The sequence below is a fragment of the Bacillus cereus group sp. MYBK195-1 genome (genome assembly GCF_051916605.1).
Taxonomy (GTDB): domain Bacteria; phylum Bacillota; class Bacilli; order Bacillales; family Bacillaceae_G; genus Bacillus_A; species Bacillus_A cereus.
The window spans coordinates 185,789-202,562 of sequence record NZ_JBQAGZ010000010.1 but is presented as its reverse complement, the minus strand read 5'-3'; the positions used below and the strand labels follow the sequence as shown (position 1 = coordinate 202,562).

The following is a 16,774-nucleotide window of genomic DNA, read 5'->3' as shown; positions in this document are numbered from 1 at the left end:
CAGCGTTCATCCTGAGCCAGGATCAAACTCTCCAATAAAGTTAGTTTGTCTAGCATCTAAAATAAAAATTGACGTTTCACGTTGTTTGTTTCGTTCAGTTTTCAAAGAACTTGTCCACCGCTTCAGAAGCGACTTCATCATATTAACATCTTCATTTTTCGATGTCAACTAAGTTTTAAAATTTCTTTTTTGTCGTTTTCTGCGTTTCCGCATCAGCGACGTTTATTAATATACCATCATGATTTTCAAATAACAAGTGTTTTTATAAAAAACATAAAAAAAATTATCTACCCTAATTTCTTCTATAGAAATAACTATTATCCTTACTACTGAAAATAGTTATTTTAATTGTATGCTAATACACTCCGTTCAACCAAATTGTATTTCACAATGCCTTCCCAAATGTTCATTCTCTTCTATATTAAAGTTTATAATAATTATCCTTCTATAAAATAACCATACAAATTAGCCGTAAGAAAAAATCCCATCTACATTAAACAACCACTCGCGCGCATTATCCCCTTCCTTCTCATTCAAAATTTATCTCCCTACAAATTAACAACATTCCAACCCTAATATAAACTTAAGGATATTGTTAGAATTTTTTTACATTTAATTGATGAAAAATATCCATTTTTTGTTATATAGTAAGAAAGGACGCACTCAACTATAAATAAACCAATGGAGGAATTATTTTATGGATAGGTTAACAAAGTTTTCATTAAAAAACCGAGCTGCCATTATCATCATGATTTTTCTCATTTCCATACTCGGTGTTTATTCCGGCTCTAAATTACCTATGGAATTTTTACCAAGTATCGACAATCCAGCAATTACCGTCACAACCTTATCTCAAGGACTCGACGCTGAAACGATGACAAAAGATGTAACTGATCCTCTCGAAAAACAATTTCGCAATTTAGAGCACGTCGACACCATTACTTCTTCTACATACGAGGGATTATCACGTATCGACATTGCGTATACATCAAAAGCAAACATGAAAGATGCAGCACGCGAAGTCGAAAAAGCCGTCAATACAATTAAATTACCTAAAGATGTAACCAAGCCCGTAGTTAGTCAATTAAACACTTCTATGATTCCACTCGCTCAAATTACTATCCAGAAACAAAACGGTTTTTCAAAAACAGATGAAAAACAAATTGAAAAAGAAATCGTACCACAACTCGAAAACATTGATGGTGTTGCCAACGTTATGTTTTTCGGAAAATCCACCTCTGAATTATCTATCGTACTTGATCCGAACCAATTAAAAAACAAAAACGTAACATCACAGCAGATATTAACTGTTTTACAAGGAAAAGAAACTTCTACTCCAGCTGGGGCAATTACTGTTAATCAGGAAGAATACAACCTCCGCGTCATTGGGGACATAAAAAATGTAAATGACATTAAAAACATCACTGTGGCACCCCAAGTGAAATTGCAAGACATTGCTCAAATTGAAATTAAACAACACTACGATACAATCTCACATATAAACGGAGAAGAAGGCACAGGATTAATCATCATGAAAGAGCCAAGTAAAAATGCAGTTGCCATTGGAAAAGAGATTGATAAAAAAGTTAAAGAGATAGATAAGGAATATAAAAATCAATTTTCTATTAAACTTTTGGCTTCAACCCATGAACAAGTTGAAAATGCTGTTACTAGCATGGGAAAAGAAGTAATACTTGGAGCAATCGCTGCAACTCTAATTATCTTAATCTTTTTACGTAACTTCCGAACAACACTCATCGCTGTTGTCAGTATTCCATTATCTATTTTATTAACACTCTTTTTACTACATCAATCTAACATTACGCTTAACATTTTAACCCTCGGTGGTTTAGCTGTTGCGGTTGGACGTCTCGTCGATGATAGTATCGTTGTCATCGAGAATATTTTCCGCCGTTTACAAAAAGATTCTTTCTCTAAAGATATCATTCTCGATGCAACGAAAGAAGTCGCAGTCGCAATTACTTCTTCTACTTTAACAACGGTCGCTGTTTTTTTACCTATCGGCCTCGTATCAGGAGCAATCGGAAAATTAATGTTACCTATGGTATTAGCAGTTGTATATTCTATACTATCATCCTTAATCGTTGCACTAACAGTTGTTCCACTTATGGCTTTTTTACTACTCAAAAAAACAAAGCATCGAAAGCCAAGTTCTTCATCACGATATGTCGCTACATTAAAGTGGGCTCTTTCTCATAAATTCATTATTCTACTTACTTCATTTTTATTATTTGCAGGATCAATTGCGGCCTATATATTACTACCGAAAGCAAACATAAAATCTGAAGACGACACAATGTTATCTATTAACATGACATTTCCAGCCGATTATAATGCTGAATCTCAAAAACAAAAAGCATTTGATTTTGAAAAGAAATTACTTTCTAATTCAGATATAACAGACGTTATTTTACGAATGGGATCTAGCGCAGAAGATGCACAATGGGGGCAAACAACTAAAAATAACCTTGCTAGTATATTCGTAGTCTTTAAAAAAGGTTCTGATATTGATCAATATATTAAAGAGTTAAAAAAGGAAAATAAAACTTTTGAGCCTGCTGAACTTGATTATATAAAAACAAGTTATTCAAGTTCTGGCGGCGGCAATAACTTACAATTTAACGTAACAGCTACTAACGAAGCGGATTTAAAAGAGGCGGCTACTATCGTTGAAACAAAACTAAAAAGCATGGATGATCTTTCTAAAGTAAAAACAAATTTAGAAGACTCTAAGAAAGAATGGCAAATTCATATTGATCAAACAAAGGCTGAACAACTAGGTTTAACACCAGAAATAGCTGCGCAACAAGTAGCATTCCTTATGAAGAAATCACCTATTGGCGAAATTACAATTAATAATGAAAAAACTACTATTATGATAGAACACAAAAAAGAAAACATTAATAAACAAGAAGATATTTTAAATACAAACATACTATCACCTATTAATGGCCCAATACCTTTAAAAGACATCGCAACTATTTCAGAAAAACAAACGCAAACAGAAATTTTCCATAAAGACGGAAAAGAAACAATCCAAATTACAGCCGAAGCTTCAAATGAAGATTTGAGTAAAGTAAACACAGCAGTAAATAAAGCGATAACTGACTTAGATTTACCTAGTGGTGCAAAAGTCAATATCGCAGGAGCTACTGAATCTATGCAAGAGAATTTTACAGATTTATTCAAAATTATGGGGATTGCAATAGGGATTGTATATTTAATTATGGTTATCACCTTCGGGCAAGCACGTGCTCCTTTTGCAATCCTATTCTCCTTACCGTTAGCTGCTGTCGGTGGTATTTTAGGCTTAATCGTTTCACGAACACCTGTTGATGTAAATTCCTTAATCGGCGCATTAATGTTAATCGGGATTGTTGTTACAAACGCTATTGTATTAATAGAAAGAGTCCAACAAAATCGGGAACACGGAATGGAAACAAGAGAAGCCTTACTTGAAGCAGGTTCTACTAGACTACGCCCAATTATTATGACAGCTATTACAACAATCGTTGCTATGCTCCCACTTTTATTTGGCCAATCCCAAGCAGGGAGTATGGTATCAAAAAGTTTAGCCGTCGTTGTCATCGGTGGTTTGGCAGTCTCAACTGTTCTTACATTAGTAGTTGTTCCAGTTATGTATGAACTATTAGATAAAATCGGGAGAAAAAGACGCTCCCGTAGAAAAATAAGCACTTCTACAGAAACACCTGATATTTAAAAGAAAAGGGTTATCTTCACGAATGAAGATAACCCTTTTTCTCTACCTACTCATATAATCCATCATTTTTTCCGCATACCGTTCTAGAGATTCACTAGAATCCACAATCTAAATTACATCTGTTCGTCTATATAATTAATCACAAATTCAACAATCGTTACGCCCTTTCCTTCTATAATTAAAATACAAAAGAACCCCCTATCTATAAGTAGAGAGTTCTTCTTTATAATTTATGCCGCTTTTACCTTTTTCGTCGTTTTACTTTTTCTTTTCGTTCCTGTAAAGCGCTTGTGTAATATAGATGCTACTAAGCGTGAAATAACATTGAATAGTAATACCATAATAATTAATACAGCTGCAGATTTTGTCGCAATTAACTTCGCATCCGGGATAATTCCTTCAGAATTTAACTTCCAAATGTGAACCGCTAACGTTTCAGCTGGTCTAAATGGATTTAAAGGATGAGCAGGACTTGAGAAGTCCGCTGCTGAATTTAAAATCGGAGATGTTAAACCCGCTGTATAAATTAATGCCGCTGCTTCACCAAATATACGACCCGCAGCTAAAATAACACCTGTAATGATTTGTGGTAATGACGACGGAATAATAATACGAGTGATCGTTTGCCACTTCGTTGCACCTAGCCCAAGACTTGCTTCTTTCACATTAGAAGGAACTTCTGAAATCGCATTTTCACAAACACGCGTTAAGCCCGGTAAGTTTAAAATAGTTAAAGCAAGGGCACCACCCATTACTGTATATCCCCAACCAGTCATTGTAACGAACACTAACAAACCGAATAAACCAACAACAATAGAAGGTAAAGATGCCATTGTCTCGATACATAAACGAACAAAGTTTAAAAAACGTCCTTGCTTTGCATACTCTGCTAAATATATTCCAGCACCTAATCCAAGAGGAATAGATATAATAAGCGTTATAACAAGCATATAGAAGGAATTGAATAACTGCGGACCAATCCCACCACCAGCTCTTGTATTACTTGGTTCTCCAAACAAGAAATTAGGATCCCAAAAACCCCATCCCTTTTGTAAAATTTCAAACACTAAGAACACTAGCAAAGCTACAACTAAAGCTGCAATCGTATAAAAGATACCTGTCCAAACTTTATTTACCGTTCTTGCATTCATTATTATCGCTCACCTCTTTGCCCAATCGCTCGAATTACTAAAATAAACAGGAATGAAATAACAAGTAAAATCATTGCTAAAGTCCATAGCGCATTGTTCCAAGCAGTTCCGTTTAATGTATTTGTCATGTCCATTGTTAAAATACCAGTTAACGTCGCTGTTGGACTGTATATTCCTTCTGGTAATTTAATCGTATTCCCGATTACCATTTGAACCGCTAGCGCTTCACCAAAAGCACGCGCTAAACCTAAAACAACACCTGTTAAAATCCCTTTCTTCGCAGCAGGAACAATTACTCGGCTAATCGCTTGCCATTTCGTTGATCCTAGACCATAAGAAGCTTCTAAATAATCAAATGGAACAGAACGTATTGCATCAGAAGCGATACTAGCAATAGTTGGCAAAATCATAATACTTAATACAACAATACCCGCAATTAAACTAAAGCCTACTCCCCCAAACGAATCACGTAATAGTGGCACTAAAATCGTAACCCCTAATAATCCGTATACAACCGAAGGAATACCAACTAATAATTCTAAAACAGGCTTCAATACTTTATTTCCAAACTTTGGCGAAATTAAATTCATGAATATAGCAAGAGCTATAGCAATTGGTGCACTAATAATGACCGCACCTAACGAAACCACCGTTGAACCTACAATGAAAATTAAAGCCCCGAAGGATCCTTGATCAGCATTTGGATTCCATTTTGTCGATGTTAACATCTCAGTAAATGAGATACCACTTTGTGTAAAAGATTGAATACCTTTACCACAAATAAACGCAATAATAGCTAATGTAATTAAAACAATAAAAATACCACAAAACGTAACAAGTGATCTTCCTATATATTCACTTTTTACGTAATTAATTTGTTTTTTCCCCTTCATCACAGGACAGACCCCACTTCATAAATTGAAATGAACAGGACTGGCCTTGCAGCCAGCCCCATAAATTTTATTACTTATTTAATTTAGACATTGGAATATAACCCATATCTTCTACTTGCTTTTCAAAATCTTTACCTTTTACATAGTCAATGTAAGCTTTTGTTGCTTCTTTTGCCTCACCTTTCGTTACCATGTACTCGTAAGACCAAAATGGATATTTACCAGACGCAATGTTTTCAACTTTTGGTTCAGCACCATCAATTTTTACTGTTTGTAGCGCACCTTTTTTCTCGCCAACCATGTAAGACATCGCTAAATAACTTACTGAACCTGGAGTAGAGTTAATCGCTTGTTCTACTGCACCGTTAGAATCTTGTGTAGTACCAGTTCCATCATTGATTTTCGCGTCTTTCATAATTGTTTTTTCAAATGTAGCACGTGTACCAGAAGAAGCTGGACGATTAATCACGTTGATTTTTTCATCTTTCCCGCCTACTTCTTTCCAGTTTGTTACTTTTCCAGTGAAGATATCTTGTACTTGTTGTACTGTTAAGTTATCAACTTTTACATCTTTATTTACGACAAGTGCGAATGCAATACCCGCTACCTTGTTATCTACTAATTCTTTCGCCTTATTAGCATCTTTTATTTTATCTGCAGATGGAACATCTGAGTTACCAATTTGGACTGCACCAGAAGCTACTTGGTTAATTCCAGTTCCACTACCGCCACCTTGCACTTGAATAGAAACGTTTGAATTTTTCTCCATAAATTTCTTTCCAGCTTCCTCTGCAAGAGGTTGAAGTGCTGTAGAGCCTGCAGCTGCTATCGTACCTGACAATTCTTGTTTTGCATTATCGTTTCCTTTAGCATCTTTACCTGATGTCTCTTCTGCTTTTCCACATCCCACTAATGAACCCGCTACCACTAAAGCTGCTAAAGAAAATTTAATACCCTTTTTCATAACCATGTCTTGTACCCCCATTTGGATTATCACTTTTCACATTTGTCTACTTCTTTCGAACACAAATTCATTGTAGGACAATAATATTATGTAAGTGTTAAGCAATTTTTAATTTTAAGTAAATGACGATAATAATCCTTAAAAACTAGGAATCCCAACATTTATAGTTAAAGAACCCAACAAAATCCACACTATTTAAGCTGTAATGTAAATTTATTCTTAACAATGTAAATCCAATGTAAATGTTTTTCTCTCTTTTTCCCTTTTAATTAAAGTTATATTTACAATTCCGCTGTATTTTGTAACTTTTACACGCCTAATTTATGCACATAAAAAAGAATTTCAGTAATATTTTTTAGTACAACTAAATAAATTGGAACAATTCTAAAATTAAATGAATATTTTTAAAGTACCAATTGACAGCATCATCCAATGTAGTCTACTATATTACTAACAAAAAGTTTACCTAAGGAAACTTTTTAAACTCAAACTAAAAATATAGAGATGAGGTAACTTTTATGGTATCGGCTAATATAAAACCACTTTCCGAATTTAAAATAGGAGAGTTTGTACAAATTGAGAAGATACAATTAGAAGGAACTATGAAACGACGCTTATTAGATTTGGGATTTATCCCGGGGGCGACGATTAAAGTATTGCAACGCAGTCCACTTGGAGATCCGGTCGCTTATCAAGTGAGCAACACAACTATTGCACTGCGTAAAGAAGAAAGCTCCCTTATTTTCGGGGTATTAATAGGAGATGATTTCAGATGAGCAAACATCGTATCGCTTTAGCTGGTAACCCGAATACAGGGAAAAGTACATTATTTAATACTTTAACAGGCTTAAAACAACATACTGGAAACTGGACGGGAAAAACTGTTTTAAAAGCTGAAGGAGAATATGAACATAACGGAAGTAATTATACATTAATAGATTTACCTGGAACTTACTCACTATACTCAAATTCCGCAGACGAAGAAGTAGCAAGGGATTATATTATATTTGAAAAACCAGAAGTAACTGTAGTTGTTATAGACGCAACTGCTATGGAAAGAAATTTAAATTTAGCACTCCAGGTGATGGAGATGACAAATAATGTAGTCATTTGCATTAACTTAATTGATGAAGCCGAGAAAAAAGGGATTGTTATCGATGAAAAGAAATTAGCAAAATCACTTGGTGTGCCTGTCGTTAAAATTTCAGCACGTAACCGAGTAGGTATTGGTCATTTGCTAAATGTTATTGCAAAAGTAGCAAATAAAAAACTAATTCCAACACCAATTAAAATTACTTACAGCGAAAAAATCGAAAATATGATTCAGGAATTAGAGCCACAAATTTATAAAGTATTCGGTGATACGTATCCAGCACGTTGGATTACGTTACGTATATTAGATGGAGATAAAAATTTCTTAACTACACTTCAAAAACACCATAATGAACCACTTGTAAGGGAGGTCGTAATTAATGGAATCTCACTCAGCCAGTAAAGCTCTTCCATTAGACTATATTATTCAACATGCACAAACACTTTCAAAAGAAGATATACGAGATGATATAGTCGGAGATATTTACCGAACATCAGCAAGCATATGTAAAGAATCCATCCAATATACAAATACTGATAAATTATATCGTTCCGAAAAACTAGATAAAATTTTCACATCTCCAATCTGGGGATTCCCAATTATGCTCGGTATTTTATCTATTATTTTTTATCTTACAATTGCAGGCGCTAACGTACCATCTGATATGATTGCCGAATTCTTCGGATGGGCCGAAGGATATTTAACATCTTGGTTCCAAGCAGCGCATGCACCTGAATGGTTACATGGCATTTTAATACTTGGTTTGTTCCGTGGTATCGGTGCTGTTATTAGCGTTATGTTACCACCTATGGCAATCTTTTTCCCTATGTTCGCGCTATTAGAAAACTACGGATACTTACCACGTGTCGCGTTTAATATGGACCGCTTATTCAAACGATCCGGCGCACACGGGAAACAATCTTTAACAATGGCAATGGGATTTGGTTGTAATGCAGCAGCCATTATGTCAACACGTATCATTGAATCACCACGTGAACGTATGCTAGCAATTTTAACGAACAACTTCGTTCCTTGTAACGGTCGCTGGCCTATGTTAATTTTAATGGCTTCACTATTTATGGCTGCTGGTTATACAGGCAGTATGCAAACATTGGTTACTGCTGGTGTTGTAGTTGGAATGGTTGTAATTGGTGTTATTATGACATTAACCGTTTCTTGGGTACTATCAAAAACAGCCTTAAAAGGGGTTCCAACTCACTACACACTTGAGTTACCTCCGTACCGCAAGCCAAAAGTTTGGAATACAATTGTTCGCGCAACACTCGATAAATCAATCTATGTTTTAAAACGAGCTATAGTTGTTGCTGCCCCTGCGGCTGCATTAACTTGGTTACTTGCTAACATTTTTATCGGTGACACAAGCTTACTTATGTATTTTGTAAACTTCCTAGATCCATTTGCTAAAATGTTAGGACTTGACGGGTTTATTCTAGCTGCATTCATTCTTGGACTACCCGCTAATGAAATTGTAATCCCAATTTTATTAATGTCTTACTTATCAACTGGGGCTTTAACTGAAATAGATGATTTTAATCAAATTAAAAATCTATTCCTAGAAAATGGTTGGACTTGGTTAACAGCGTTAAACACAATGTTGTTCTCACTTCTTCATTTCCCGTGCGGAACAACACTTGTTAATATATACAAAGAAACAAAAAGTGCAAAATGGACATTCTTATCGTTTGCAATCCCTACCGTTATCGCCATTGTTGTTACATTCCTCTCTACACAATTGGTACATTGGTTAGGGCTTGTATAAAGCAAAGCATACATAGAAGGTATCCCCCTTCACATATGCTTTGCACGAAAGAAACCTGAAATTATTCAGGTTTCTTTTTTTGCACATCAGTATTCCACGGCTGTGCTCCATACGTTGTGAGTTTTTTATGAATAAAATATATAGTTCCTGGAAGAACTGCCATTAATATCGTGCAACTAATTCCTAATCCAGTAAACAACTTTCATCACCTTATTTCACTCTTTTCGGTAAAGCTGAACCTGAATGTTCAATTGTTGGATGAACATGAACAGTAATTTCAGCATTACTAAAGTAATTTTCGCCTTGATCCCAATTCTTACTTACCTTTTTCCACTCTTTATAATTATATCGCTTATACACTTCCCCTAACTCTAGTACATCTACCTTATATTTTTTTTGAACAAGTTTAATTGATTTTTGAATACGCTTCTCCATTTCTTCCGATATATCCTTCTCTAAACGCTTTTCATTCAAAACCTTTTTATGATCACTAAAATGCAACTCAGCCAATGTGCCTTCCAGAGATAAATGAATATCAAACTTTGGTTTTGTAGCATTCGTTGTGGATACTTTAATTTTTCGACGTAACTTATGAATTTCATATGTAATAAGTTGATTCTTTTTACGGATGGTAAAAAAACCTCCAATTTTTTTACCTATTATATAATTCATCCCTACTGTTTCTTCCCCACTCAAATTGCCTACACACTTATTATCCTTTCCACGAAACAATGCTGCACCGTTCATTTGTACTCCTTGTTTTGTTAGTTCCAGAATAGGTAATACAAAACTTCGGTTAGAGATCATCTTTTCCTGCACCTCACCAATTCTTGCAGCCTCAATCATTTGGGCATTTTTCGGAGGGTGTTCAGCTAACATATCAATATACTGCGCCGGTAAATTTTCAGGCTTGGCACTTTGTTTTAAAATAGCTTCGGCATTTTTATTAGAAACGAATAAACGAATATTTCTTCTCATCTCATGATCGCGAATATATACATCTAACGTATTTTGTAAAATGTATGGATGTGAAAGTAATTCTTCAGAGAAAATAATCACCTGTATATGAGGGAAAAATAATGTACGACTAATTTTTTTGGCGATTATTCTTATTTGTTCAAATACACTATCTGCTTTTGCACTAACATTAATATAATTTTCGCTATCCCCACCCCCTTGTCCACCCTGTTGAGACAATTTACTGGGGAGTACCATCTGATAGGTCCCTTTCATAATTGGATTCGCTTTCTTCTCCTTCACAATATCGTAAGCCGCTCCTACTACAAATCCTCTTTCTTCTATCTCTTCTAACTCAGAACACCCACTCATAAATCCAGTTAAAGCCATAACCATTATAATTTTAAGAAGGTGTTTCATTTCCACCATTCCTTCTTTTTATTTTATATACAATTAAAACGAGCAAAGGTGCTAACACAACACACCCCATATCTATCCAAGCTAAATAAGTCCCATAACTTGATAAAGTATTTAAACTACTAGGTATCATATTCACCATAAAAATAATAGGGGCACTTACGAAAATAAAAATTTGTTTCTTCACTTTCGGAAACATAGCACAAAACAATAAAGATGCGACGTCATAATACATTGCTGTAGTGTTATAAATAGTAATAATCCAAGTCGTAAAAAAAATCGCATCAAACCTTTCTAAAAATCCTCCACCAATTTCAATTTCTTTCCCTAATTCAATTGTTGGATATGTCAATCCACGTGTTGTCATATAAGTAAAAACACTAATACAAGTTACATAAATTAAAATGTATGACAGCACGTTTACCATCACCGCTTTCGCGACTGCCATTGGCGCTTTTTTCGCTGTCTTATTATTCAGCAAAACTGCATAAAATAACGCTACTTCAAATCCAATAAACGTAAAAATAGAATTTTTAACTCCAACAGCATATTGACTTACTTTCGTTTGAAAAGCTGGTAGTAAATTATTTATTTCCATTAAATTTATATTCAATAAAGAAAGAAGTACTATCGCAATTAAAACAATAGGCAAGAATAAAACATTTAACCTTAATAAGGCTGCTCTTGATCCTGCTATTCCATAAATAACAACTAATAAGAAGAAAAAAGACAGTAGTTGTATTGGTGTATCACTAAATAAATACGTTTGAGAAATAACTGAAATCATTCGCGATTCATACGCTGTCAAAGCAGCAAAAGTTAATACTAAAATACTACTAATTGTGTATGCAACAGGCTTCGTCAAATGCGCACTCGTATATTGAACAAAATTTTGTTTTGGAAATAAGATAGCCACTCTCGTCACAAACCAGCCTAAAACTGCGCAAATCAGTCCACCCAAAAGCAAGATAATCCAACCGTCCGAAAATAAAGTTTGGTTAGCGATATCTCTTGGCATAGACAATGCCCCTATACCAATAATGGTCGATGATACCGCAAACCCAATTTCCCGAGATCCAATCTCTTCATCGCCATACTCAAATGGTTTCACTTATTTTCGCTCCTTTGGACGTATTGTAGAGTCTTTTGTTTGTAAGTACTCTGGTCTATCTTTCAACATCGATTTTGGCATGCGAATAAATTCTTCTTTCCAATCTTTATAAAATGCAGGAGCAATGGGAGTTGTATACGGTATACCAACACTTGTTAAATTTGTAATATGAATAGCAAGTGCGATCAGAGCTAGAATAATCCCATACAGTCCAAAAGCCGTTGCAGCTAATACAAAGACGAAAAGTAAAATTCGGAACGTAATCGTAATACTATATACAGGAAGCGAAAACGTAGCAATCGCAGTAACTGCAATAATAATAACTAAAAACGGATTTACAATCCCTGCATTTACCGCAGCTTCTCCAATTACAAGACCTCCTACAATCCCTATCGTTTGCCCCATCGGTTTCGGCAATCGGATTCCAGCTTCTCGTATTAATTCCATAGTCAAGGCCATCATTAATGTTTCAATATATGCAGGAAACGGAACACCTTCCCTCGCACCTGCAATTGAATAAGCCAATTTAGAAGGAATAAGTCCTTGATGATAAGATACAAGTGCTACATACATAGCTGGTAACAAAACCGCAATTATGCCTGAACCCATACGTAAAAACCTTAATAACGTTCCAATCACCCAGCGCTCATAATGATCTTCTACAGATTGAAAAATATCAACAAACACAAGTGGTGCAATAAGAGCAAACGGGGATCCGTCTACTAAAATGGCCGCCTTCCCTTTCGCTAATGAGGCTATAATATTATCAGGCCTCTCTGTATTCAAAAACTGTGGAAATGGGGATAAATTATTATCCTGAATTAATTGTTCAATCGTACCTGTTTCCAAAACGACATCTGTCACTATTGATTGAAGACGGCGATCTAACTCTTTTACAATGTGAGGATTAATAATATCTTCTATATATACTAGGGTTACTTCTTTCTGCGATCGCTTCCCCATAATATAAGATTGGAACCTCAACTTTGGATCGCGTAAGCTGCGTCGGATTAACATTTTATTCACATTAATATCTTCATTTAATCCAACTCTCGGTCCGCGTATTAAATCTTCTGTCACTGGTGGTTCTAAACTTCGCTTCTCCCAAGCCCTACTATTAATAATGATAGCAGTTTGAATATTATCAATTAATATAACTGTATCTCCCGCTAAAATCGCATTTATAATATCCGGAAATGTTGTCTTCTTACCCACTTCCGCAATAGAAATAAAACGGTCCAATAACGTCTGAACGACAGCCGCTTCATTTTGCACTTCTTCATATTGAAGAGTACGAACTACATATTTATAAACATTATCCTTGTCTGTTAACCCACATAAAAACACAACCGCACAACGTGTAAAACTCCCAGCAAGAGCAACTTCTCTAATTGTTAAATCATTAGGTGAACCTAACTCATCCCTAATTTCTTTCATAACTTCAAATAAGTTACCTTCAAGCTCTAACAATTTCCCCACCTAACTTCCTTTTCAACAAGTTTTTAGTTAGATTCCGCTAATTGAAGAAAATATATACAAAAAAGAGCTATCTCTTTTCAAAGATAGCTCTAATAAAGTAAAACTTTAATCACCCCTCACCAATCGGGCTTTTACAGGCAGCAAGGCCCCCACCTAACTTCTTTGCTTCCGCTGAATTTTGAGGTGGGGGTCTTACTGCTTGTTAATGCGGGATAAACGAATTACTTTTCCACTATTATAGTGTTTTTCTTTATAAATACACCTTTTGTAAATCCACTGACTACAAACATCACAATTATATTAATTAACAATGCGACTATACCTACATTCAAATCTTTTATATACTGCGGGAAACTCGGAAACATCGTGGCTATAGTTGAACCAGATAAGGTAATATATGCGACCACTAATAGCCCAACTCCCATTCCTGCAATAGCTCCTTGCTTCGTAATAATTTGACGTGGAAACAAACTACATACAAGTGCAGGGAAAAGTTGTGTAACGATACTGTATCCCATTAATAGAAGCGCTCCTATCGTTTCTCCTCCTTTAAATGTAAATAAAACTGCCACGAGCGTTACTACAGGCACAAATAATTTTGCCATCTTAGCAACTTGTCTATCTGAAGCAGATGGAACTATCGTTCGATAAATATTTTTCGCTAACAGTGTAGAAGCCGCCATAACAAGCATCGAACCCGGAACCAATGCCGTTAATACTCCCGCACTACCAATAATTCCAATAAACCAAGGGTCAAACGTTTGAAGAGCAAGTCTGAACAATGAAAGGTCTACATCCGCTCCTTTTAATCCCGGAACCTGTAATATAGCAGCAAATCCTGCAAAAAATACGAAAAGTAAAACTAAAGAATACAATGGCATAATTGCTGCATTTTTACGAAATACTTTTTCATTTTTTGCAGAAAAAGCAGAAGCAAATGTATGAGGCCACATATAGAAACCGAGGGCCGTTAATATAATAGTAGAAACAAACCAAGAAATACTCATTCCTTCTTCAGGTAAAGATAAAAATCCCGGTTTCGCTGCCTCTACAGCCTCAAACATCGGCTGAAATCCTCCATAATAATGATACGGTAAATATATACCTAAAAACATAACGATAAACAGTATCATAATATCCTTCAAAGCGGCCGTCCAAGCCGAACCATGTATACCTGAAACCATTACATATATAGTTATAACAATAGCACCAATCCAAACCGCAACAACAGGTGACACCCTTCCGTAAGAAGCTTCTGAAACGATAATTCCCAGTCCTTTTAACTGTAAAACAAGATATGGGATGATGGAAACAACACCAACAATTGAAACAATAATCCCAAGCGCTTTACTTCTATATTTCTTCGCAAAAAAATCCGACTGTGAAACAAGGTTATGCTCTTTCGCATACTTCCAAATCGGTGGCAATAAAAAATACGATAAAAGATAAGCTAAAGCGCCATAGCCTAAAATATAAAAGGTAGGTGCTCCTTTACTATACGCCCAGCCACTTCCTCCCAAAAATGTAAACGTCGTATAAATTTCACCTGCCATAAGGAGAAAAACAAAAATAGTGCCAAACCCTCTTCCCCCAACTGACCATTGCTCTAAATTCATATCTTTTCCATGTTGTGCCCGAATCCCTAAAAATAGTGCGAGAAACAAAAATAAAATAATGATAAGTAATGCAGTCATTTTACATCCTCCTTATTAGCAGGATCAAACACGTACACAAGCCCCATACAAAAAGATGTAATAAACACTGATAATAATACCCAAAATAATAAAAATGGCATCCCTAATACGTAAGGAGTAACTGAATTCGCAAATATTGGCCCAACTACTAAACAAAGAACTGGGATAAGCGCTAGAATGTGTATTTTCTTCATCTCATTCTCCTTTACTTATAAAGTTCATAATGGCTGATACAAAGACTTCCACTCCAATCGGTAATGCATCTTCGTCAATCGTAAAACGAGGGTGATGGTGAGGATATATAATACCTTTCTCTTTATTTCCCGCTCCGATAAAAAAGAATGTCCCCGGTGCCTTTTGTAAAAACGCTGAAAAATCTTCTCCAGCCATCGTCGGCTGTAAACGAACAACTCTATCCCTTCCATAAAGTTGTAATGCCGTTTGTTCAATAAGCTCTGTAGCTTCATAGTCATTTACAACTGGTCGATACCCATATTCATATGAAAATGTATATTTCGCTCCGTAAGATTCCGTAATATGCTTCACAATCCGCTCAATCTTCTTCTCTGTTTCACCTCGTAATTCATGTCTTAAACTTCTCACTGTCCCTTCAATCTCGGCTTGCTCTGGTATTACATTATGAGTTGTCCCCGCATGAAATTGCGTAACAGATATTACGAGAGAATCTAATGGATTCGTGAGGCGAGATACAATTTGCTGAAGTTGCGAAACGACTTGTGTTCCAATTGCAATACTATCCACCGTTTCATGAGGGATTCCAGCATGTCCACCTTTTCCCTCTATCTTAATTTTAAAAACATCCGGTGCAGCCATTGCAGGACCATAAATAACACCTATTTTCCCAACCTCTAACGACGCCCAAAGGTGAGCACCAATAATATAATCCACACCTTCCATTACACCTGCAGCAACCATCTCCTCTGCACCACCAGGAAAATTCTCTTCAGCATGTTGGAATAGAAAACGAATCTCCCCTTTAATCTTCTCTCTTTCTTCTACTAACTTATATACAACCCCAAGTAATATCGCTATATGTCCATCATGACCACATGCATGCATTACACCTTTATATGTAGAAATAAAATCAAACTCATTTTCTTCATGAATAGGAAGAGCATCCATATCGGCGCGAATCGCAACTGTTTTGCCCGGATGTTTACCTACTAACTTTGCCATTACACTATATTTAGTCGGCCGTGACACTTCTAAACATGGAAATTTCCGAAGTATATCGAACACAAACTGCGATGTTTTTTCTTCTTGAAAAGATAACTCTGGATACTTATGAAAATGCCTTCTCCACTCAACTAACTGATTTTTTGACAAAACAAGTTCCTTTGCAACATCCATTTCTCTTCTCCCCTTCTTCACCAAGTTAAATGTTATTATAACGTGAATTGTTAACTTTTAAAAGAATCTTCTGAATTTTCAGTGATGATAAACTAAAAAGAAAAAGCCATCCAAAAGATGAC

Annotated in this window: 14 protein-coding genes; 4 read left to right on the top strand and 10 right to left on the bottom strand. The window is 35.6% G+C overall.

Going from position 1 to position 16,774, the window contains the following annotated elements:
• The first annotated feature begins 697 nt into the window (after positions 1 to 697).
• The gene (locus ACTFRY_RS27245; RefSeq protein WP_098616431.1) at positions 698 to 3,742 is read left to right on the top strand and encodes an efflux RND transporter permease subunit; all 3,045 of its coding nucleotides are present in this window, start codon (positions 698 to 700) and stop codon (positions 3,740 to 3,742) included.
• 230 nt (positions 3,743 to 3,972) lie between these two features.
• Here the strand turns inward: ACTFRY_RS27245 and pstA are convergent, their stop codons facing one another.
• The 3 genes from pstA to ACTFRY_RS27230 form a co-directional block, all read right to left on the bottom strand.
• Complete coding sequence (gene pstA / locus ACTFRY_RS27240) at positions 3,973 to 4,893, bottom strand: phosphate ABC transporter permease PstA (protein ID WP_000994155.1); 921 nt, start codon at positions 4,891 to 4,893, stop codon at positions 3,973 to 3,975.
• Positions 4,894 to 4,895: 2 nt separating this feature from the next.
• Positions 4,896 to 5,786: a phosphate ABC transporter permease subunit PstC gene (pstC, locus tag ACTFRY_RS27235; protein WP_000676676.1), complete on the bottom strand. Its 891-nt coding sequence runs from the start codon at positions 5,784 to 5,786 to the stop codon at positions 4,896 to 4,898.
• Positions 5,787 to 5,856: 70 nt separating this feature from the next.
• Positions 5,857 to 6,756 (bottom strand): phosphate ABC transporter substrate-binding protein PstS, encoded by a 900-nt coding sequence (locus ACTFRY_RS27230; RefSeq protein WP_000245116.1) that lies wholly within the window; start codon positions 6,754 to 6,756, stop codon positions 5,857 to 5,859.
• Positions 6,757 to 7,268: 512 nt separating this feature from the next.
• Between ACTFRY_RS27230 and ACTFRY_RS27225 the strand changes: the two genes are divergently transcribed.
• From ACTFRY_RS27225 to ACTFRY_RS27215, 3 genes are read left to right on the top strand one after another with little or no spacing between them, the layout of a single operon-like run.
• On the top strand, positions 7,269 to 7,526 hold the full coding sequence (locus ACTFRY_RS27225; RefSeq protein ID WP_000252982.1) for a FeoA family protein: 258 nt from the start codon (positions 7,269 to 7,271) through the stop codon (positions 7,524 to 7,526).
• Positions 7,523 to 8,245, top strand: a complete 723-nt coding sequence (locus ACTFRY_RS27220) for a FeoB small GTPase domain-containing protein (protein ID WP_000033866.1) — start codon at positions 7,523 to 7,525, stop codon at positions 8,243 to 8,245. The genes ACTFRY_RS27225 and ACTFRY_RS27220 overlap by 4 nt, the downstream gene beginning before the upstream one ends.
• Positions 8,223 to 9,623, top strand: a complete 1,401-nt coding sequence (locus tag ACTFRY_RS27215; protein ID WP_000443591.1) for a nucleoside recognition domain-containing protein — start codon at positions 8,223 to 8,225, stop codon at positions 9,621 to 9,623. The genes ACTFRY_RS27220 and ACTFRY_RS27215 overlap by 23 nt, the downstream gene beginning before the upstream one ends.
• Before the next feature lie 61 nt (positions 9,624 to 9,684).
• Here the strand turns inward: ACTFRY_RS27215 and ACTFRY_RS27210 are convergent, their stop codons facing one another.
• The 7 genes from ACTFRY_RS27210 to ACTFRY_RS27180 form a co-directional block, all read right to left on the bottom strand.
• The gene (locus ACTFRY_RS27210) at positions 9,685 to 9,822 is read right to left on the bottom strand and encodes a hypothetical protein (RefSeq protein WP_000493997.1); all 138 of its coding nucleotides are present in this window, start codon (positions 9,820 to 9,822) and stop codon (positions 9,685 to 9,687) included.
• An 11-nt stretch (positions 9,823 to 9,833) separates the two neighbouring features.
• Positions 9,834 to 11,000, bottom strand: a complete 1,167-nt coding sequence (gerLC, locus tag ACTFRY_RS27205) for a spore germination protein GerLC (RefSeq protein WP_137074399.1) — start codon at positions 10,998 to 11,000, stop codon at positions 9,834 to 9,836.
• On the bottom strand, positions 10,984 to 12,108 hold the full coding sequence (gene gerLB, locus ACTFRY_RS27200; protein WP_098616433.1) for a spore germination protein GerLB: 1,125 nt from the start codon (positions 12,106 to 12,108) through the stop codon (positions 10,984 to 10,986). The genes gerLC and gerLB overlap by 17 nt, the downstream gene beginning before the upstream one ends.
• The gene (gerLA, locus tag ACTFRY_RS27195) at positions 12,109 to 13,587 is read right to left on the bottom strand and encodes a spore germination protein GerLA (RefSeq protein ID WP_001999095.1); all 1,479 of its coding nucleotides are present in this window, start codon (positions 13,585 to 13,587) and stop codon (positions 12,109 to 12,111) included.
• A 221-nt stretch (positions 13,588 to 13,808) separates the two neighbouring features.
• Entirely contained in the window at positions 13,809 to 15,281 is a 1,473-nt protein-coding gene (locus ACTFRY_RS27190) for a sodium:solute symporter family protein (protein WP_000125930.1), read from the bottom strand.
• On the bottom strand, positions 15,278 to 15,475 hold the full coding sequence (locus ACTFRY_RS27185; RefSeq protein ID WP_000719833.1) for a DUF3311 domain-containing protein: 198 nt from the start codon (positions 15,473 to 15,475) through the stop codon (positions 15,278 to 15,280). The genes ACTFRY_RS27190 and ACTFRY_RS27185 overlap by 4 nt, the downstream gene beginning before the upstream one ends.
• A 1-nt stretch (position 15,476) precedes the next feature.
• Positions 15,477 to 16,652, bottom strand: coding sequence for an amidohydrolase (locus ACTFRY_RS27180; RefSeq protein ID WP_000382124.1), 1,176 nt, complete (start codon positions 16,650 to 16,652; stop codon positions 15,477 to 15,479).
• Positions 16,653 to 16,774 lie beyond the last annotated feature (122 nt).